We start from the raw sequence: 22,140 nt of genomic DNA on the forward strand, positions 1-22,140 counted from the left end.
CTGTTACTTTTGTGACGAGATTAATGTGTGCTATAAACCATCATTCTTGATATGCGCGGACAAAGACTATCTAATATCCATTTTTTGATTCTGCTATCTCTTTTTGGATTTGTATTTCCACTCCGGTCACAGGAATACAAGTTCAGAACATTGGGTGTGGAAGATGGATTGTCGCAAATAACGGTGAGCGATATTTGCCAGGATGAGAAATCGCGTATATGGATTGCCACTCTGGACGGGCTGAATTGTTTCGATGGCAATCACATCAAAGTCTTCAACCACTTTCATAACGACTCTATCAGTTATGGTAATTTATATGTGACTCAAATGGTGGAAGACGGTCAGGGAAGTCTTTTCCTGTTGGCTTCTACCGGACTTTTCCAGTTCGACCTTGAAACGGAGAAATATTATATCCTTCCGGTGACTTCTCCCTCCACTCTTGCCAAAGGAAAGACGGGAGTGTGGATTGCAGAAGGAGGGAAACTGTTCTTATACGATAAGAATACCCGCCTCTTGAAACCGATGTATGCCGATTTGCAGCTGCCGGACAGTGGCCCGACGATGGTGGAAGGTTCTGAGGGAAGCCTCTGGATTGCTTTGAAAGAAGGTGGGGTGATGCGTGTAGACACTAGCGGAGCGATGTCACTTCACTTGCCCGGAATTAAAGTGATGAAACTGATAAAAAGTAACGACCAGAATATCTGGATAGGTTCGCAGGATCAGGGCGTTTTCTGTTTTTCACCTCAAGGTGCCATCATACATCACTATGAATACAATGATAAGAGTGTTTATACGGTTCGGGATGATATGGCGAGAGCATTATGTCAGGATCTGGAAGGAAATATATGGGTAGGCTACAGAAGTGGATTGAGTAAGATTGAAGTGGCTACCGGGAAAATATTCCATTATCAGGCAGATCCTAACCGGGTGGGTGCCATGTCCAATCGTTCGGTGACGTCTCTTTATACAGACAATCAGGGAACTGTTTGGGTGGGGACTTATTGGGGAGGGGTAAATTTTTTCTCCCCGGAATATCAGCATTTTGTGCATTATCATGCTTCGGACACCGGATTGTCTTTTCCGGTGGTCGGTGCTATGGCGGAAGATAAAGCCGGAAATATCTGGATTTGTACGGAAGGAGGCGGATTGGATTTATATCAACCGGAGCAAGGGAAGTTCAAGCATTTTAATGCGCATACGGGGTATCATTTCAGTACGGACTATCTGAAAGATGTTGTTTTCGATGAGGCTAATAATTGCTTATGGATTGCCGCTGACTTTACCAATAAGGTTAATTGTTTTCATCTTGATAACTATCGGAATGATATCTATAATCTCGAACCGCTTGGAGAAGAAAGTGTAGGAGAAGCCCTGTTTGCTTTGGCAGATACGCCTCGTAAATTGTATGTCGGGACAACATCCGCTATTGTGAGTTTGGATAAACAGACCTTGAAACCGGAGGTGTTGTTTCATCAGAAGGAATTGTTTACACATAACTACAACACCCTATTGCTTGATTCGAAAAACAGATTATGGTTTGCTTCCGATGACGGTTGTGTAGCTTATGTGATTGAGGAAAAGCGGTTTGAAACCTATAGGATAAGTCTGAAGAAACGGGTCAGATCTCAAAAAGAGCTGGTCAATGTTATCTATGAAGATCGGAAAGGAAATATTTGGGTAGGGACACATGGAAACGGACTTTTCTTGTTGGATAAGAAAGACCGTTCATTTCATTTGCATACTTCTGAAAGTGCATTGTCAGGAGAAAATATCAGGGTATTGGGTGAAACTCCTTCCGGAAATTTGCTGATTGGTACCGGGCATGGATTGTCAATGCTGGAGCAGAAAGAGGGAAAAGTGATTAACTTCAATTCGAAAACAGGGTTTCCTCTGACTCTTGTGAACCGGAAATCCATGCATGTATCGCGCAATCATGATATTTATATGGGAGGGGCCACCGGACTGGTTACCATTCGTGAAAGTAGTCTGTATTATCCTCCGAAAATATACGATCTGGAGTTGGCGCATTTGTATGTCAACAACAAAGAGATAACAACAGGCGATCAAACCGGTATTTTAAATAAATCCTTTGCCTATACCGACCGGATCAAATTGAATTACTTGCAGAATGTGTTTTCCTATCGGCTTCTCGACAGATAATTTTTTGCATATAGGCGGGGGTGAGGTAGAATACCGGTTGATGGGGTATAATGATGAATGGAGCGAGAACCGTTTGGGAAATGATATTACTTATACGAACATCTCTCCGGGCGATTATGTCTTTGAGATCAGGCTGAAGAACTTCCCGGAAGTAATCAGATCGCTGAATATAACGATTACGCCACCTTTCTATGCCACTTGGTGGGCCTATACGATTTATGTATGCGTGATTCTTACTATGCTATTCTTTATCGTGAGAGAATATAGAATCCGTCTGTTCCTGAAAACTTCATTGGATTTTGAACTTCGCGAGAAGCAATACATTGAAGAGATGAATCAATCCAAACTTCGTTTCTTCACGAATATCTCGCATGAAATCAGAACTCCGATCACTCTTATTCTGGGACAGGTTGATCTATTGCTGAATTCCGGCAAATTGTCTACCTATGCTTATTCAAAACTGTTGAATATACATAAAAATGCAGGTAACCTGAAATCATTGATTACTGAATTGCTTGATTTCCGGAAACAAGAACAGGGACTTTTGAAACTGAAAGTTTCTCAATTTGACTTATATTCTTTGCTCAAAGAGCATTATGTATTGTTCAAGGAGTTGGCTGCTAACAGGAATATTTCGTTTGCTTTGCATGCCGACTGCGAGCAATGCCTCGTGTGGGGAGACCGGATGCAAATACAAAAGGTGGTTAATAACCTGCTGTCTAATGCTTTTAAATATACTTCAGACGGTGGAACTATCCGTATGGAATTGGCTGATGGAACGGAGGAATGTATGTTTTCCGTTTCCGATAATGGTGCGGGAATCTCCGAGGAAGACTACGTTAAGATATTCGAGCGGTTCTATCAGGTTGAGAATATAGGACAGTATGGAGGAACAGGTATCGGACTGGCTTTGAGTCAGGGTATTGTGAAAGCCCATCAGGGGGATATAACAGTAGAAAGTCAGTTGGGAAAAGGCTCTTGTTTTAAGGTCATTTTGAAAAAAGGGGATGCTCACTTTGATTCTTCTGTTGCCCGGGTTGAACCGGAGCGGGATAAGGAATATATTTATTATTCGGAAGATAAAGAACTGTTGGTTAAGGAGGTGCGGTCAGCCCAGAGTGAAAGCGGGACTACTGACTGTAAGTTATTGGTAATTGATGATAATGAAGAGATCAGAAATATCCTTGTGGATATTTTCTCTCCATTGTACACGGTTGAAACTGCAAGTGATGGCAAGGAAGGATACGAGAAAGTAAAGGTGATGCAGCCCGATCTGGTTATTTCGGATATCATGATGCCCGGAATGCCCGGAACAGAGTTATGTGCCAAGATCAAGAACAATATAGGAAACCTGTCATATACCTGTCGTTCTTCTGACTGCCCTTAGTGCTCCCGAACGTGAGTTGGAAGGATTGAGAATTGGAGCGGATATTTATGTGGTGAAGCCATTTAATATGCGGCGGCTGGTGATGCAATGCAATAATCTCATTAATACCCGCAGACTTTTACAGAATAAATATGCCCATCAATTGGATAGCAAGGCGGAGAAGATTGCAACGAACGAACTCGACCAGAAGTTTATCGAACAAGCTACTCAAGTGGTGGAAGATAATATGGAAAATCCCGAATTCAGTGTAGATGCTTTCTCACGGGAGATGGGGGTGGGGCGTACTGTCTTATTTCAGAAGATAAAAGGTATCACGGGAAGTACACCAAATAATTTTATCATGAATCTCCGTCTGAAAAAGGCTGCGTATTTTCTGCTGAATGCTCCGGAGATGAACATTTCGGATATTGCTTACCGGTTAGGATTTGGAAATCCTCAATACTTCAACAAATGTTTTAAAGAACTTTTTGATATAGCTCCTACACAGTATAGGAAATCTCATGATGCCCCTTCCGATCCCTCTGTAAGGTGATTAAAATAAGTCATCTGAATTTTTAGACTAGATAAAACGAACAATTCGATAGGGTGCAATATGCTCAAATGCGATACTTTTGTGGCGTTGGATCATGCCAGCTTGTACTTGAGTTTTCTTTAATTAGGTGTGTCCGCACACACTTTTATTTAGCAGACCAAGTATGATATAATCTTTATTCTAATATAATAATTATTGTATAGTATTATGAAAGACAATCATCCGTGTAATAAATAAAAGATAACATCTTACAGGAGAGAACCAATGTATTTCTCCTAATTAATTAAGTAGTGAGTAAAACCTTGATAATTAACCAATTTAATTTTATTCTAGTTATGAAAAATTTGCAGAGTAGGACAAAAGTGCGGTTGTTGCAGTCGTTTCTTTTGATTTCCTTGAGTCTCCTTTTCCTTGTCCATCCGGCTTATGCTCAAGGCGGGTTTGCAGTGAAGGGAGTTGTTGTGGATAAAACAGGATTTCCTTTGCCTGGCGCTAACGTGATGGAGAAAGGAACATCTAATGGGACAATTACGGATTTAGATGGTAATTTCTCATTGAATGTTTCAAAGAAGGGAGTTACTTTGACTGTATCATTCATGGGATATACCCCTAAAGAGGTAGTAGTGAAAGATAAAACAATGAATATTACGCTTGAAGAGAACTCTAAGTTACTGGACGAAGTAGTGGTAGTGGGTTACGGTACGATGAAAAAGCGTGATGTGACGGGAGCTATTACTTCCATCTCAAGTGAGGCTATTGAGCAGAAAATGGCTACTAATGTTTTTGAAGCACTGCAAGGTACTACTGCCGGTGTACAGGTAGTGTCAGGTTCGGGACAGCCCGGTGAGTCTTCTTCTATTAAAATTCGTGGTACTTCCACTTTCTCCGCCGAAGGAGTGACTCCTCTTTATATTGTAGATGGTGTGCCTTTGGAAAGTATCGACGGTATCAATACCAATGATATTACTTCCATGGAGATTTTGAAAGATGCTGCTTCTGCAGCTATCTACGGTTCCCGTTCGGCTAACGGTGTGATTATTATCACTACCAAGAGCGGTCAGGAAGGTAAAGCCCGTATTGATATCAAGTATAATCACTCATGGGGTACATTGTCTCATAAGGTGCCACAGGCAAATCGCAAAGAGCGTCTGTTGTACGACCAGTACCGCAAAGAGTATTTTGAAACATACGGCGGAGGTAATCCTGACGAAAGTAGTGATATACTGAATGATCCGTTGAACTCTTTCTTCAATGTAGACAATGATTATCTGGACATGATTACGAGCACTGCGCAGAAAGATCAGGTGGATATCAGCGTAGGTGGCGGTACGAAGAAACTGAAATATTTCATCAATACCGGTTATTATAACGAGAAAGGTATTATTTCCAATACCGGTTTTCAAAGATTAAATACTCGTATCAACTCCGATTATTCACCGACAGACTGGATGAATATGGGTAGCCGTATTTCTTTGACTTATTCTAAGAAGAAAGGTCTGAATGAAGGTACATTATTGAGTGCGGTATTGACTCGTCGCCCTTATTTCAATACTTATTATCCGGATGGCTCTTTGGTTGGAGTGTTTAATGGTCAGAAGAACCCTATTGCACAGGTTAATTATACAACTGACTTTACAGACTCTTATAAGGCGAACTTTTTCCAGTTCTTTGAAATCAAATTCAACAAATATCTGAAGTTCAGAGCCAATATCAATGCCAACTTCTATCTGGACAAGCGCAAAAAACTCGAACCGAGTCTTATCACCGATGAATGGCAGAAACAGAATAAGGGCTATTCTTATAATTACTTGAACTGGAACTGGATGAATGAAGATTTCATCACTTATGCACGTAAGATCAAGGGACATAATTTCAGCGCAATGGTGGGTGTCAGTGCTCAACAATGGCGTTATGAAAATGAAACCTTTGTAGGTTTGAATTCATCCACCGACTTTATTTATACGATGAATGCCTTTGCTGCTAATTTGGATTTGTCTTCTACGGGATCTACCTTGAGCAATCACTCCATGGCTTCTGTCTTTGCACGTGTGACGTATGATTATCTGGGAAAATATCTGTTTACAGCGAATATGCGTCGTGACGGTTCTTCCCGTTTCGCGAAAGAAAACAAATGGGGAAATTTCCCGTCAGTGTCAGTGGGATGGCGTTTCTCTGATGAGAAGTTCATGAAGTTCTCGAAGAAATTCCTGGAAGATGGTAAGATACGTGTAAGTTATGGTATTACGGGTAATGAAGCGATCGGAAACTATGACTATATTTATTCTTATTCTCCGAATTCTATCTATGACGGAGTGGGTGGTGTTATTCCGACCCGTATCGGTAAAGACAACCTGAAATGGGAGGAAACCAAACAGTTCAACCTTGGTTTGGACTTGAATTTCTGGAATAGCCGTTTGACGATTACTGCCGATTACTACGATAAATATACAGACGGTCTGTTGGCAAACTACCAATTGCCTAAAGAATCCGGTTTTGCATATATGAAGACAAACGTCGGTGAGATGAGTAACCGCGGTTTTGAAATTGCCGTTACCGGTGATATTATCCGCACAAAGGACTGGAAGTGGAATGCTTCTTTCAATATCTCCAGAAATATCAACCGCATTGAGAAACTGTCTGAAGGTAAGGCATATATGGAAGGTGATATCTGGTGGATGCAAGAAGGCGGCCGTGTAGGTGACTTCTATGGATTTAAAAGCGCCGGTATCTTTGCTTACGACGAATCGAACGCTTTTACAGATAAATGGGAACAACTGACTCCGGTATTTGAAAATGGTGTATTCCAATACAAGTATTTATTGAATGGAAAGGAATATGCAGGTGATATCCGCCAGAAAACGTTACCGAACGGCAAACCGTTCCGTGGTGGAGATTACAACTGGGAAGAGCCGGAAGGAACTCGTGATGGTGTGATTGATGATAATGACCGTATGGTGATTGGTAATGCCATGCCTGATGTGACCGGTGGTTTGAATACAACCGTGACTTGGAAAAGCGTAAGCTTGTATTTGGGATTCTATTATTCTTTGGGAGGACAGATTTATAATTCTGCCGAACATAATCGTAATATGTTCAAATATACCGGAACTACTCCTTCACCGGAAGTCATTCATAATATGTGGTTGCATCCGGGCGATCAGGCCATCTATCCGCGTCCGTATAACGATGATTTCAACAATGCGCGTATGGGTAACTCGTTCTATTTGGAAGATGCTTCATTTATCCGTTTGCAGAACGTACGTATAGCCTATGATCTTCCTGAAAACTGGATAAAGAAGCTGATGTTGAAGAATATAAACATCTACGCTTTTATAAACAATGCGTTGACATGGACCAACTATTCGGGATTCGATCCTGAATTCTCTACAAGTAATCCTTTGCAGGTAGGTAAAGACTCTTATCGTTATCCGAGAAAGAGAGAATATGGTATTGGTTTTTCTGCTAACTTTTAATTGAAAATATCGTATGAAGAATATAAAATATTTTGTTGGAGCTGTATGCCTGGCTCTATCATTGAATAGCTGTTCAGACTTTCTGAATGAGGAACCGGTGAGTGAAATCCCGGCAGGTGACATGTGGCAGACCGCCCGTGATGCTAAGGCAGGTATAAATGAAATCTACGGATTGCTGCGTTCCACTTTACGCGAGAATTATTTTTATTGGGGTGAATTCCGTTCGGATAACGTAGCTCCCGGAGCACCGGTGATGGCCGATCAGGCACGTGTGATTAATAACCTGATGTCTACGGACGAGAAATGTGCGAAATGGACAACCTTGTATCAGATGATTAACCAGACCAATCTGGCCATCAAATATGTTCCTAATATCAGTATGCCCGACGTGGCAGACCGCAACGATTACCTCGGACAAGCGTATGCGCTACGTGCTTTGGCCTACTTCTATGCTATCCGTGTCTGGGGAGACGTACCTTTGTTTATAGAACCTACTGAAAAGTATTCGGAGGCTATTTACAAGGAACGTACAGATAAGAATTATATTATTGATAATGTAATTCTTCCGGATCTGAAGAAAGCGGAGAGTCTGATTAACCGTAACAAAAATTACGAACGCAAGCGTATCTCTATCTGTGGCGTTTGGGCCATCATGGCTGATGTTTATATGTGGACAGAGCAATATAATTTGGCTGATCAGACCATTGATAAGATGGCTGATATAAAATCTTCCAAAGGGCGTCTGGTAGATTTTGAACCCTCTATTCAAACTTGGCATACAATGTTCACAGAGGAATTGAATAACAAGCCATCGGATGATACTCCGGAAAATGATGAGTATTCTACAAAAGAGTTTATTTTCCTGATTCATTTTAATATGGATGAAGTGGGAACCAATGGTTATAGTTATATGTATCAATGGTTCTCCGGCTCTGGTAACCGTGCTGCCGTTTTGTCGGATAAGTTGATGAGTGTTTTCAATGAACCGGATATGCAGGGTGATTTACGTAAAGCTTATACTGTGAAAGATTATCAGAATGGAAACGAATTACGTAAATATATGGCCGGTGATATTAGTAACTCATTAAATAAGACTTGTGAGGTTGCTTATCCTATTTATCGCTACACGGATATGTTGTTATTGCAGGCCGAAGCACGTGCCCGTTTAGGAAAATGGGAAGAAGCTTTGGATTTAGTGAAGAAAGTACGTGACCGTGCCGGACTGGTTACTCCTACTGCACTTAGTTTTGCATCGGAAGATGAAGTCATTAATTATATTCTGCGTGAACGGCAGGTAGAGTTAGTGGGTGAAGGCCGTCGTTGGTTCGACTTGTTACGTACAGGGAAATGGAAAGAAGTGATGAAGCCTATTAATGGCATGAGTCAGGATGGAAATGAGCTGTTCCCGATTCATTATTCTCACATATTGGAGAATCCGAAGATAACTCAGAATGCATATTATGGTAACAATTAAAAAGATTGAAACGATGAAAAAGACAATATATAGAACGCTTTTCTTTTGCTTGAGCGTTATTGCGCTAGCTGGGTGTGACTTGGAATTGCAGAAGAATTATGATTATGAAGCATCAGTAGATGATCCTCATGTAAATGTAACAGCTTGGGAGTATTTTCAGGATCATCAGGATATGTTCTCTGAATTTACTACCGCTATAGAGTATACAGGTTTGAAGGATTATTATACTCAAACCGAAAATAAATACACTTATTTGGCTTTGAATAATACGGCAATGCAATCATACCGTGAAAATGCCTTTCCGGGGATAGCCTCTATTACGGACTGTGATAAAGAAACGGTGAAAAATATGCTTTTATACCATATTGTAGATGGTGAATACAGTTCCTATGGTCAACTGCAGGTGGAAGCTATGTTTGTTTTGACGATGCTTCCCGGGGAAAAGGGATTGATGACAATGTCTGTCTGGAAGAACCCGTGGCAGGCTGCCGTAGGCAAGATCTTGGTGAATGAAACGGGTAGTAATGGCAAATCACCTCAGCGTAATGCCAAAACTAGTAATATTTTGCCGACGAATGGTGTCATTCATATCTTCGAGAAATATTGTTATTACCAGAAATAATCAGTATTACATTAAAATGAGTTTATTATGATTCGTAAATTATATACCATCTTATTAATCGGGCTTTGTTTAAACTTAGTAGCTTGCGGCGACGACAATGAAGGCATTGATCCTAATGCGTCTGCTCCTGTTATCAAATTCCCGATGGAACAATTGGATGTTGATTTGAATAAAGTCGACAATCTGCCAGTAGTAGCTGTAATCAAGTCCCAGGCTGGATTGCAGAGCGTAACGATGAAAATCCAGACTGTAGAGGGTACTGTTGAGTATAAGACTGTCACGGATTTTTTTAATCCGAACTCTTATAGTTTGTCGGAAAACTTAGAATATAATGCAAATTATCAGGCATTTATTATTGAAGCGACTGATAAACTGAATCATGCTATCACAGGAACACTGCCCATATCTGTGACTGATGTGGTAGAACGTCCGGTTATCACTTTTGATCCGGAAGAGATTATCTATGATGAAATGGATGAGAATCCTACTATTCCTCGTACTACATTTAAAATAACTTCGGAGGCTGGTTTGAAAACAGTTGAAATGTATTTGGTTTCGGCTAGTGGACAGGAAGCGAAAGGAACGATAAATTTGAGTGGGGAGAAAGAGTACACGTTTGACGAAATGATTAATTATAAAGAAGGCGACAGAGGTTTTAAAGTAAAAGCGGAAGATACCTATGGTTATATTACGATTTCAACGTTACCTGTAACTTATAAAACTATCCCCGGACCTTCTTTGACCTTAACAGAATCCGCAATTTTTGCAGGTACTGATGCTAAAAAAGGAGTATCTATGCAGATAGAGTCAGTACGTGGAGTGCACGAGGTTGTAATTTACCGTATTGAAAATGGAGCGGAAGTTGAGGCCTTGCGTGAAACTAGAAGTGGAGAACATACTTTGAATTATGCTCCGGAAATAGATTTTACCGAAGCTACTTCAAAACTTAAGGTAGTAGTCTCTGATGGAAGAGAAGGCAAAGAAGCAACAGGCTATGTGAAAGCGTATGTTAATATGGAGGTTGCTACACTGAATGTAGGTAGCCAGCCTCTTGCTAATAATGCACATGAGAAATATCCGGATGCATTTGGAATGGTGTCTTTGAATGATTTGAAAACATACTCTGTTGATTATGCAATCGCTAATGAGGCTAATGCGAAGAATATAGACTTTAAATTCTATTGTTTTGGGGCGGCAGGTACTCCTCGCTTATACTCTATGGATAATACAGGAAAGGATAGTGAGTTTTCCGGGTCTACTGGTAAACTGTCGGCTATAAAGGTGAAAAACTTAACACGTTTTGCTATATTATCTAACTTTGATTATGAGAATGCAACTGTGACTTCTATTTCTTCGGAAATACTTTCAAGTAGTATAACTCAAAGTCTGTTGGATCCTATTGCTGTTGGAAATATTATAGCCTTCCGCACAGGAAGTTCTTCTACAGCAGGTGGAGGAAGAATTGGAGTTATGAAAGTTATTAATATAACGGAACCTAAGGATTTGGTTTCCAATAATGCAACTGCCCGAGTAATGACTGTTGAAATCAAATTCCCCCAAAAGAAGTAAAGATGCTCCCGTTCGCAATGTATTGAAACAGGTGGATTGTATAGGGATAAGAGGTTAGTTGTTGTGTGCGAGATGAATGTCTCGTACACGATACTAACATTAACTGAAAGTAATATGGAAAAACATACATACAGGTATTTTTGCTTTTTTTGTTTAGCCAGTTTGATATTATTGTTCGCAATAAGTTGTTCTGGCAGTGCAGAAGAACCTTCAGAACCAGAAACTCCTACTACTCCAGCAGATGAGTATACTTATCTGAATGTAGAGTATAGAAAGTGGCAGAATGGGACTTTTCAATCGTGGACTACTGCAGATTCCCGTGAGACCCGTATCATTGATAATATGAACCGATACGCTCCTTCGGGAGATTATAGCAGGACTGCATGGGGAGGACGGATCGGGTTGCAACCTTCTTCTGTAACAGGAAAAGAAGGGTTCTTCCGGGTTGCCTATTGTGGAGGACGAGCTTACCTGCTTGATCCAGATAATGGAGCTGTTATTTTGCATGGAATTCAGCATGTTCGTCCAGGGGAGTCTACAGCTCACCAGAAAGCTTTCATTACAAAATATGGAAGTGAAGCCCGATGGAGTGAGGTGACTGGCAAAATGTTGGCGGACAATCATATAAACTATATCTCATATGGTTCAAACCGTATTGAAGCATTTCCCGTAGCGGTACGTGCCAATCTGTTGACTCCGAAGACACAGAAAATTGCTTATGCGGAAACGCTGTATCTACTCCGCACTTTTATGTGGGATATGACTAAGAATTTGGGATATGCTTTTGATGATGATAAATATAATCGTCTGGTTCTTCTTTTCGAACCCACATTTGCAGCATATATTGATAATCTTGTACAGGAGAAATCAGCATTGTTTGCAGGTGATAAACATTTTATCGGATATTATCTTGATAATGAATTGCCGTTTGCAAGTTACCAGAATGGTGATCCAGTAAAGGGAATTGAGTTGAAGCATTTTCTATCCTTGCCCGATCGTTATAAAGCTGCCCGGATTTATGCGGAGAAGTTTATGCAAGAAAGAGGGATTGCTTCTTCGGCGGCAATAAGCAAGAAAGATCAGGAAGACTTTCGTGGAGCTGTTTCTGATTATTATTATCAGTTAGCCACAACAACTGTTCGCCGCCATGATGCGGAGCATTTGATCTTAGGTACGCGTCTTCATGACTGGAGCAAATATAACCAGAAAGTGGTAGAAGCTTGTGCCCGTTACTGTGATGTTGTTTCTGTTAATTACTATGGACGTTGGCAACCCGAAACCGACTTCCTTGCTAATTTGAAAGTATGGTGTGGTGCGAAGCCATTTCTGGTATCAGAATTTTATACGAAAGCAGAGGATGCCAGTTATCAAGGGGTTAAATATGCAAATACTGAAGGCGGTGGTTGGCTTGTCCGTACACAAAAGAACAGAGGAGAATTTCATCAGAATTTCTGTCTTCGTTTACTTGAAACGCAGAATTGTGTTGGATGGGTACATTTTGAATACAACGATGGTTATGCTTCGGATGGCAGTGCCTCAAATAAAGGAATCGTTTCGCTGGAATATGAACCCTATGAATCCTTCCTCTCATATGTACGACAACTGAACTTGGCTGTATATCCATTGATTGATTATTATGATGCCAAGCAATGAGTAGGATAGTTTATCGAGATTTTGATAGAAAAAGAAAATATAATTTGAAATAGTTACTACAATGAAGAAGATCAGTTTATTAGCTCTTTTTTTAGGCTTTAATATAGCTTTAGGTGCTTGTTCAGATGACGACGCAGCTCCGATTGTGAAAAATGAATCGTTTCAGCTTCCCGCAAAGGCATATGTTTTGGCAGAGCAAACAAAACGTGCTATTGTGATAAGAGATGCAGAAACCCAACGTAATGTATGGAGTTGGGATCCTTATACTGCTCGTGTTCCTTCGGCACATCAGGATTGGTTTATTAATCCGAGCGAAGTAAAACCGGTATTTAATAAACGCTATATTCTAATGACTGCTTCCGGTGGGGCGGTAGCTTTAATTCGCTTGTCAGACCATAAATTAATGTTTTATGCAAACTGTGGACAGAACCCGCATTCTGTAGAAATTTTGCCGGATGGAAATATCGTTACGGCAGAGTCGAAATCCGGTGAAATCAATACCTTTGTAGTAGATACGGTAAAAGTATTAGGAATGAAAGCTAATACCATAAAACTGGGTAATGCCCATAATGTAGTCTGGGATAAGGAAAGAGAATGTATCTATGCTACGGCTACCATACAGGCGGGTGTAACAGCTTTGTTCCGTATGAATTATAATGGAAATCGGAATAATCCGCAACTTACTAATCAGACACGTATATATACCTTCGACAAGGAATCTGGAGGACATGATTTGTTCCCGGTGTATGGTGAAGAAGATAAATTATGGTTGACAGCGGCTTCGGCAGTTTATAAGTTTGATATTTCTACGGATGTTCCGACCTGCGAGAAAGTGTATAGCATAGCCGATATAAAAAGTATCTGCAACGGACCGGATGGAATCCTGATGTTGAAACCGACTGAAGAGTGGTGGGCAGAAGGACTTGTAAATGAGAAGGGAGAAGAACTTTTCAAAATGGACGGAGCCAAGATTTATAAAGGCCGTTGGATGATAGACAATACCTTCAGTTATCCGGAAAAGCATGATTTCGTGTTGGGTGAGGATTGATTAAGTATCACGGAAGATTGATAGAGTATATAAGTTGAATAATTAAGTTTGGAACAATGAGGAAGCTTCTTCTATTTTTATTGGTATCTATCGCATTGCCGGCTTTGGCGCAGAATGGAAAGAAAGTGTATGCCGACTTTCACGGTGTACGCTATACCCGGCAGCATGACGGAAAGTTGGGCCGTTGGGAGATGTATGCCAATACGGAGAAATCAAGTACCGGAAGAAAGTCGCTGTGTTATAATGCCGACCTGATAGACAGTGAAGGGCGGCATGAAATAGCGGCAGTGGCTTATCCGCAAGTCGGAATGCAGTCCAATCTCGATCCCGATTATATCGAATATCAGATTTTGTCTGCGAAAGCAGCCAAGATAGATGGATTCTTTATTGAATGGGGATTCAAGCCTCACGAAAATGACATCTTGTTGCGTGAGATGCAGAAAGTGGCGGCGAAGTATGACTTTGAGATCGGGGTAAACTGGTGTGACGGTTGGTTGTATTATGACTGGATTACTAAACTTTATCCGGAAATCAATACCCGTGAGGCAAAGACTGAATACATGGCTAAATGTTACCAATATTTGGTAGATAGCGTCTTTACCGGTCCTACAGCTCCTATGGTGAAGGGAATGCCTGTTTTTTATCATTTCGGTCCCGGAGCGAAGGTGGATGAATATAAGAAAGTATTATCACTGGCGAAGTTACCGCAAGGAATGAAGCAACCGGTTGCTTTACGCCGTTGGGCGGATTGGGGAAAACTGGAAAACGATAAATATATCCCCGTCACTCGTAGCGATGAAATGGATGCTTGGAAAGAAGTGGGAGAAATTCCGACTGCATGGCTTCCTGCCCGTGTCCGTACAAGAGATCAGGCACATGCCGAATGGGATAATTACGCCACACAGGATGATGTTATCGAGTTTATGAAACCTTTCCGCGATTCTATCTGGCATAGTAACAATCCTGCATATACAATAAAGTCGGGATTTGCCATGCCGGGGATGGATAACCGGGGGTGTGCAGGCTGGGGACGCGGACACTTCCTATTATATTCCTCGCAACAATGGAGAAACCTACCAAAGTATGTGGAAGTTCTGTATGGCGGAGAAAGACAGCTTGGATATGATGTTTATTGCTTCGTGGAGCGACTATACCGAAGGACACGAAATAGAGCCAACCATTGAAAACGGCGACCGCGAATTGCGTACTACTTTAAAATATGCGGCAGAGTTCAAAGGTGAACAGGCGGATGAACGTGGATTAACCTTGCCTTTGATGCTTTTCCGTTTGCGAAAAGAAGCCCGTTTCTTGGAAAAGACAAAGATGGACGTATCCGGTTGTCATCGTTCCCTCGATAAAGCAGCATTGTTAATCAGCCAGGGACGTTATCCGGTGGCGATAGGTTTGTTGTCGCAAATAGAAAATGATGTCAAGACGGCAAAGTCGGCTTTAACGGTTGAGATGATGCGTTTGCGTGAGTCGGACATGAAGATTCAGGGAAAGCGGAAATCCGGTGGCTACAGTGCCGAAGAGACTCTCTCTATCTCTTTGCCTAAAGAGTTGGTTTCCAAACTACAAATGAATAACTATGTAGGATATCTCTATTTTGAGTATCTGGACAAAGGAAATGAATCTCTTTTTATACGTTCGTCTACGCTGCGTGAACCGAAAGAGCCGTTTAAAATTGTATCCCGGATACGTACCGACAATACGGGCGAGTGGAAAAGCGCAAAAGTAGAATTGTATAAGGATAATATCGTGAATGGATTCAATATGCCTACTTTTTATTTAAAAGGAAATGTCGTAGTCCGTAATTTGTCATTGGGTTATACGATCTACACAGTCAAATAAATGCATGGATGAAGAGCTTAAATAATTGGTTATTAGTTTTATCGGTACTATCCTACTTCGGCTGTTCCTCTCCGGTTCATGAGGATGGCAGAGGATGTGCTTTCGTATCTGACAGTATTCAATATCGGGTTGAGTTTATGTCGGCGGGATGCGTACGGATTTTGTCTTTTCCCCAAGGTGATACGTTGATAACAAAAAGATTGGTGGTCGATGCGGAAAAGCCGGCTTTCAAAGACTATAAATGGGAAGATACGGGACAGAAGCTGTTCTTTCGCACCCGTGAACTTTCCGTAGCTTTTGATAAGGCAGATGCGGCTTTCACTTTTCAGGAAATATCCACAGGTAAGTTGTTACTAAAAGAGAAAGGGGATGGAAAGGCACGGAACTTTAAACGTTCGGTTGCCGGAGGTGAACAATGTCTCGAAGTCACTCAATGCTTTGTTCCTACCGAGGATGAGGCTATTTACGGGTTGGGACAGTATCAGAACGGAATCATGAACTATCGGGGGAAATCCGTACTTCTGTTGCAGGCCAATATGGATATTGTCAATCCGTTCCTTATTTCGACCAACGGATACGGTGTCTTATGGGATAATTATTCTTCTACGAAGTTTGAAGATACGAAGGAGGGCTACTCGTTTACTTCCGAAGTAGGTGATGCTTCCGACTATTATTTTGTCTATGGCAAGGATATGGACGAAGTCGTTGCCGGTTATCGGGAATTGACGGGGGACGTGCCGATGTTTGGAAAATGGGTATATGGCTTCTGGCAGTCCAAAGAGCGTTATAAGTCGTTCGATGAATTGAAGGCAGTCGTTAAAGAATATCGTAAACGGGGAATTCCGTTGGATAACATTGTGCAGGATTGGGAATATTGGGGAGACAAACCTCATTGGAACAGCCTGACTTTCCATCCGGCAAACTTTAATCATCCCCGTCAGGTTATTGATGAACTGCATCAACAGGACCATGTTCATTTTATGCTTTCCGTATGGCCCGGATTCGGACCGGAAACGGCTGTCTATCAGTCATTGGATTCTATCGGTGCATTGTTTAGCGAACCTACATGGGCAGGTTATAAGGTTTTTGATGCCTATAATCCTGCTGCACGGGATATCTTCTGGCAATACCTCAAGAAAGGACTCTATGATATGGGCGTGGATGCCTGGTGGATGGATGCAACGGAACCTTCTTTCCGAGACGGATTCACACAGTTGAAACAGGAAGAAAAGACCAAATCGGCAGGTAATACTTATCTGGGTAGCTTCCACCGTTATCTGAACACCTATTCTTTAGAGATGCTGAAAGATTTCTATCAACGCCTGCGAGCCGAAAGCGATCAGAAACGAATATTTATCCTGACTCGTTCCGCCTTTGCCTCGCAACAACATTATGGTACGGCTGTATGGTCGGGTGACGTTTCGGCTTCATGGGAGAATATGCACAAACAACTGGTTGCCGGCTTAAACTTGTCTATGTCCGGTATTCCGTATTGGACTTCCGATACGGGAGGATTCTTCGTCACAGAACGGGATGCGAAATATCCCGACGGACTGAAAAGTAATGATTATAAAGAGTTGTATTCCCGTTGGTTCCAGTTTAGCGCATTTACTCCTATCTTCCGTGCTCACGGTACGAACGTGCCGCGTGAAATTTGGCAATTCGGTGAAAAGGGGACATTATTCTATGATAATCAGGTGAAATATATCCATCTGCGCTACCGTCTGTTGCCTTACATTTACTCAATGTCTCATCAGGTAACTGCCAATAACTATACCATGTTGAGAGGCTTGGCAATGGATTTCACGACAGATACCCGGACTTTTGATATTGATAATGCCTATATGTTCGGTACTTCCTTATTGGTGCGTCCGGTATTTCGTCCGCAATCGGAAGAAAAGAACATCAGCATTTATCTGCCGGAACACAGCGGTAAATATTGGTATGACTTCTGGACCGGAGAAGCTTTTGAAGGAGGAAGAGAACAAATGCAGACAAGTATCCTCGATATACTTCCGCTCTATGTGAAGGCAGGTTCTATCTTGCCTTTGGCAGAAGTAAAACAATATGCGATGGAATATCCCGACCGTGAATTGGAACTGCGTATCTATGGAGGAGCGGACGCTTCTTTTTTTATGGTATGAGGATGAAGGTGATTCCTACCGTTATGAAGAGGGTGTATGTTCGAAAGTGCCGGTGCAATGGAAAGATTCGGAACGGACATTGACTATTGGCCTGCGTGAGGGAACTTATCCCGGTATGCCGGAACAAATAAAAGTGCATATGAAATTATATCTGCCTGAAGGTGCTGCTCTTGAGAGTAAAGAGTGTGTCTACACAGGTAGAGAGGTAAAAATAAAGTTTTAATTAGATGCATATATCGATTATGAAGAAGTTTTTCTATATCTTTATTTTATTGCTTATTGTGGGATGGGCGCAGGCGCAACAACGCGTGGTATACACAATCAACGACGGATGGAAATTTACAAAAGGATCTCCGTTTGAAGCGCAGCTGGCCGGCTGTGACGACTCTTCTTGGGAGACGGTCAATATTCCTCATACATGGAATGATAAAGATGCCGACGACGAAACTCCGGGATTTTATCGGGGGCCGGCTTGGTATCGGAAACAATTATTTGTAGACAAAAGCCAGGAAGGACGTCAGGCAGTGATCTATTTTGAAGGAGCCAATCAGGAAGTGCAATGCTATCTGAACGGTCAGTTCGTGGGAGAGCACAAAGGAGGGTATACCCGTTTCTGTTTTGACATTACTTCCCATTTGCGTTATGGACAGGAAAACCTGTTTGCCATTTATGTGAACAATGTCTATAACCCGAATATCCCGCCTCTGTCTGCCGATTTTACTTTCTTTGGCGGTATCTACCGGGATGTCTATCTGCAGTTTATGAATCCGGTGCACATTGCAACGAATGATTATGCTTCGTCAGGAGTTTATATCCGTACACCCGAAGTGAACAACTCCGCAGCCTCGGTAGAAATCACTACGTTACTGACGAATAATACACTCCAACCTGCTGAAATCAGGGTGGAAAATATAATCTGCGATGCGGATGGCAGGGAAGTGAAAAAGACTCATGCGGAAGTAAAGCTGGCATCCGGCGAAACAAAGACGGACATCTCTAAAAAGATAAAAATTGATTCTCCCCGTTTGTGGGATATAGACGATCCCTATCGGTATATGGTATATACGCGTATTCTTGATAAGAAAAAGGGCGCTTTACTGGATGAAGTGGTGAATCCGTTAGGTTTGCGCTGGTTCAAGTTTGATTCGGAAAAAGGCTTTTTCCTGAATGGCAAAGGACGTAAACTGATCGGAACTGCCCGGCATCAGGATTATTTTCAGAAAGGAAATGCCTTGCGCGACGAGTTGCATGTACAGGATGTATTGCTGTTGAAAGAGATGGGAGGGAACTTCCTGCGTGTGTCACATTATCCCCAAGATCCTGTAATCATGGAAATGTGCGATAAACTGGGTATTGTGACTTCGGTTGAAATCCCCGTTGTCAATGCTGTTACGGAAACCGAAGAGTTTCTGCAGAACTCCGTTGAGATGGCTAAAGAAATGGTGCGTCAGGACTTCAATCGCCCTTCTGTTATGATTTGGGGTTATATGAATGAGATTTTCCTGCGTCGCCCTTATACCGAAGGCAAGCAATTGGAAAATTATTACCGCTTTACTGAAAAAGTAGCCCGTGCCTTGGAGGCGACCATCCGAGAAGAAGATCCTTCAAGATATACCATGATGGCTTATCATAATATGCCTCAATATTACGAAGACGCCCATCTGACCGAGATACCGATGATTCAGGGATGGAACCTGTATCAAGGCTGGTATGAACCGGATATCAATGAGTTTCAGCGTTTGCTCGATCGTGCCCATAAGGTATACAAAGGAAAAGTACTGATGGTTACGGAATATGGACCGGGAGTAGATCCGAGACTTCATTCCTACCAGTCGGAACGTTTCGACTTCTCACAGGAATACGGTCTGGTATATCATAAACATTATCTCCGTGAAATGATGAAACGTCCGTTTATAGCCGGTTCCAGTCTGTGGAATCTGAATGATTTTTATTCCGAATCCCGTGTAGATGCTGTTCCTCATGTAAACAATAAAGGAGTTGTCGGATTAGACAGGGAGAAGAAAGATGCCTATTGGTTCTATAAGACAGCTTTGTCACGTCGTCCGATACTTGTTATAGGTAATCGGGAGTGGAAAAGCCGTGGAGGAGTGGTGAATACTGCACAGAAAGAGTGTATTCAGTCTGTCCCTGTATTCTCTAATGCGGAAGAAGTTGAGCTGTTTGTGAACAACAAGAGTCTGGGAAAGAAAAAAGGTAGAAGATAATTATGCTTTGTTCGACGTGCCGTTCGTTGGTGGAGAGAATCTGCTGGAAGCTGTTGCTGTGGCTAGTGGTCATAAATTGCGTGATATGCTCCGGATTCAGTTCCAGTTGGTAGGTTCACAATTGAAAGATGAAGCTGTGCCATTCACGGAAATCAATGTAATGTTAGGTTCTCCAAGATATTTTGAAGACCGTTCGGCAAATGTAGCATGGATTCCCGAACAGGAGTATAAGCCCGGTAGCTGGGGATTTGTTGGCGGAACTTCTTATCGCCGCAAAACAGGGTTCGGCAGTATGCTTGGCTCGGATATTGATATTCACGGAACAGACATGAATCCGGTTTTCCAGACCCAACGTGTCGGAATAAAATCTTTTAAAGCTGATGTACCGGATGGAGAATATTCCGTATATTTGTACTGGGCAGAACTGGAGTCGGACAAAGAGCGGGAAGCATTGGTTTATAACTTGGGAGCTGACTCGGAACAGACATTTGCCGGAAACCGCAGCTTCGGAATTTCAATCAATGGAACAACCGTTTCTGATGATTTTAACGTAGCCCGCGATTACGGATATGCCCGTGCTGTTATCAAGAAGTTTGTGATAACAGTAAAGGATGGAAAAGGATTGAGTGTCGATTTCCATAAAAAGGAGGGAGAACCAATTCTGAATGCTATCCGTATTTATAGAAACTATTAATTATAAATGCTATCAATATGCTTAGGTCTATTTATTTACTGTCTTTTCTCCTCCTGCAATCCTTGTTTGCTTTTGCCGGGAATGTAAAGGAGAGTGTTCCGTCCTCTTTAGATTTGTATGTATGCATCGGACAATCCAACATGGCGGGGCGTGCAACATTAACTCCGGAAGTCATGGATACCCTTCAAAATGTGTATCTGTTGAATGATAAGGGGAATTTTGAACCGGCAGTAAATCCCCTCAATCGTTATTCAACAGTCCGGAAAGATTTGTCTATGCAACGCTTGGGACCAGCTTATGGTTTTGCCAAAGAATTGACGCGGAAAACGAAACGCCCTATCGGACTGGTAGTAAATGCACGTGGTGGTTCTTCTATCAACTCTTGGTTAAAAGGAAGTAAAGACGGATATTATGAAGAAGCACTCTCCCGGATTCGGATTGCGATGAAACAGGGAGGTGCTTTAAAAGCAATCCTTTGGCATCAGGGAGAAGCCGACTGCTCCAATCCGGAAGCGTATAAACAAAAACTGATTTCTTTGGTGAAAGACCTGCGGGAAGATTTGAATCTGCCGGAACTGCCGATTGTTGTAGGACAGATTTCTCAATGGAACTGGACGAAAAGAGAAGCAGGTACAGTCCCCTTTAATCAGATGATTAAAAAAGTTTCTTCTTTTATTCCCCATTCCGATTGGGTATCATCGAAAGGATTGGGATGGTATAAAGATGAGAAGGACCCTCATTTTAATACGGAAGCACAATTGTTATTAGGGAAACGTTATGCAAAAAAGGTACTGAAGTTCTATAAGCATCCATAGAATACCCTTTTTCGAAAGAATACAAAAGCCGGCTGATTCATGAGGAATCAGCCGGCTTTTGTATGGTGAATAACTAAATACTGCCTTGTTGATAGAAAATGACTATATGTAGTTAATTATCTTGTTATAAACAAATTAACCTGTTAATAACTTTGTTAATATCCTTGTTGATAACTGAAATGAGGTTGTGAATAAAGTCTGTAGAGAAGAGTCGTCATAAAAAAAGAAGAACCGCATTTTACGATTCTTCTTTTCTTTAGTTGCGGAGATCCGACTCGAACGAATGACCTTTGGGTTATGAGCCCAACGAGCTACCAACTGCTCCACTCCGCGATGTTTAACGGGTGCAAAGGTACGGCTTTTTTTGAAACAAACAAATATATTGCTGAATATTTTTCGAATAAATCTTCACTTTTTTCTTATTAGGTTGAGAATGAGCGAAATAATGATGAAACTTTTTCTTAGCACCTATTAATATACAAATGTTAATATT

Annotated in this window: 7 protein-coding genes, 1 tRNA gene and 4 pseudogenes; 11 read left to right on the plus strand and 1 reads right to left on the minus strand. The window is 41.7% G+C overall.

Going from position 1 to position 22,140, the window contains the following annotated elements:
• Nucleotides 1–51 precede the first annotated feature (51 nt).
• The 11 genes and pseudogenes from NXX38_RS10190 (at nucleotide 52) to NXX38_RS10240 (ending at nucleotide 21,647) form a co-directional block, all read left to right on the plus strand.
• Nucleotides 52–4,079, plus strand: a pseudogene (locus tag NXX38_RS10190) (two-component regulator propeller domain-containing protein).
• 335 nt (nucleotides 4,080–4,414) lie between these two features.
• The gene (locus NXX38_RS10195) at nucleotides 4,415–7,552 is read left to right on the plus strand and encodes a TonB-dependent receptor (protein WP_258979402.1); all 3,138 of its coding nucleotides are present in this window, start codon (nucleotides 4,415–4,417) and stop codon (nucleotides 7,550–7,552) included.
• 13 nt (nucleotides 7,553–7,565) lie between these two features.
• Complete coding sequence (locus tag NXX38_RS10200) at nucleotides 7,566–9,026, plus strand: RagB/SusD family nutrient uptake outer membrane protein (RefSeq protein WP_258979404.1); 1,461 nt, start codon at nucleotides 7,566–7,568, stop codon at nucleotides 9,024–9,026.
• Between the two features lie 13 nt (nucleotides 9,027–9,039).
• Nucleotides 9,040–9,648, plus strand: coding sequence for a fasciclin domain-containing protein (locus NXX38_RS10205; RefSeq protein WP_148363923.1), 609 nt, complete (start codon nucleotides 9,040–9,042; stop codon nucleotides 9,646–9,648).
• Nucleotides 9,649–9,675: 27 nt separating this feature from the next.
• Entirely contained in the window at nucleotides 9,676–11,217 is a 1,542-nt protein-coding gene (locus NXX38_RS10210) for a hypothetical protein (protein ID WP_148363922.1), read from the plus strand.
• 114 nt (nucleotides 11,218–11,331) lie between these two features.
• Nucleotides 11,332–12,870: a hypothetical protein gene (locus NXX38_RS10215; RefSeq protein WP_258979405.1), complete on the plus strand. Its 1,539-nt coding sequence runs from the start codon at nucleotides 11,332–11,334 to the stop codon at nucleotides 12,868–12,870.
• Nucleotides 12,871–12,931: 61 nt separating this feature from the next.
• Entirely contained in the window at nucleotides 12,932–13,918 is a 987-nt protein-coding gene (locus tag NXX38_RS10220; protein ID WP_258979406.1) for a DUF6528 family protein, read from the plus strand.
• 56 nt (nucleotides 13,919–13,974) lie between these two features.
• A pseudogene (locus NXX38_RS10225) lies at nucleotides 13,975–15,769 on the plus strand (glycoside hydrolase family 71/99-like protein).
• A gap of 8 nt (nucleotides 15,770–15,777) precedes the next feature.
• Nucleotides 15,778–18,136, plus strand: a pseudogene (locus NXX38_RS10230) (TIM-barrel domain-containing protein).
• Nucleotides 18,137–18,155: 19 nt separating this feature from the next.
• Nucleotides 18,156–20,832, plus strand: a pseudogene (locus NXX38_RS10235) (glycoside hydrolase family 2 TIM barrel-domain containing protein).
• 17 nt (nucleotides 20,833–20,849) lie between these two features.
• Nucleotides 20,850–21,647 carry a sialate O-acetylesterase gene (locus NXX38_RS10240; RefSeq protein WP_258979408.1) on the plus strand — a complete coding sequence of 266 codons (798 nt, stop codon included), beginning with the start codon at nucleotides 20,850–20,852 and terminating at the stop codon, nucleotides 21,645–21,647.
• Between the two features lie 260 nt (nucleotides 21,648–21,907).
• Here NXX38_RS10240 and NXX38_RS10245 read toward each other — a convergent pair.
• Nucleotides 21,908–21,980, minus strand: a tRNA-Met gene (locus tag NXX38_RS10245).
• Between the last annotated feature and the right edge of the window lie 160 nt (nucleotides 21,981–22,140).

The sequence above is a fragment of the Bacteroides sp. BFG-637 genome, from assembly GCF_024793605.1.
Taxonomy (GTDB): Bacteria; Bacteroidota; Bacteroidia; order Bacteroidales; family Bacteroidaceae; genus Bacteroides; species Bacteroides vicugnae.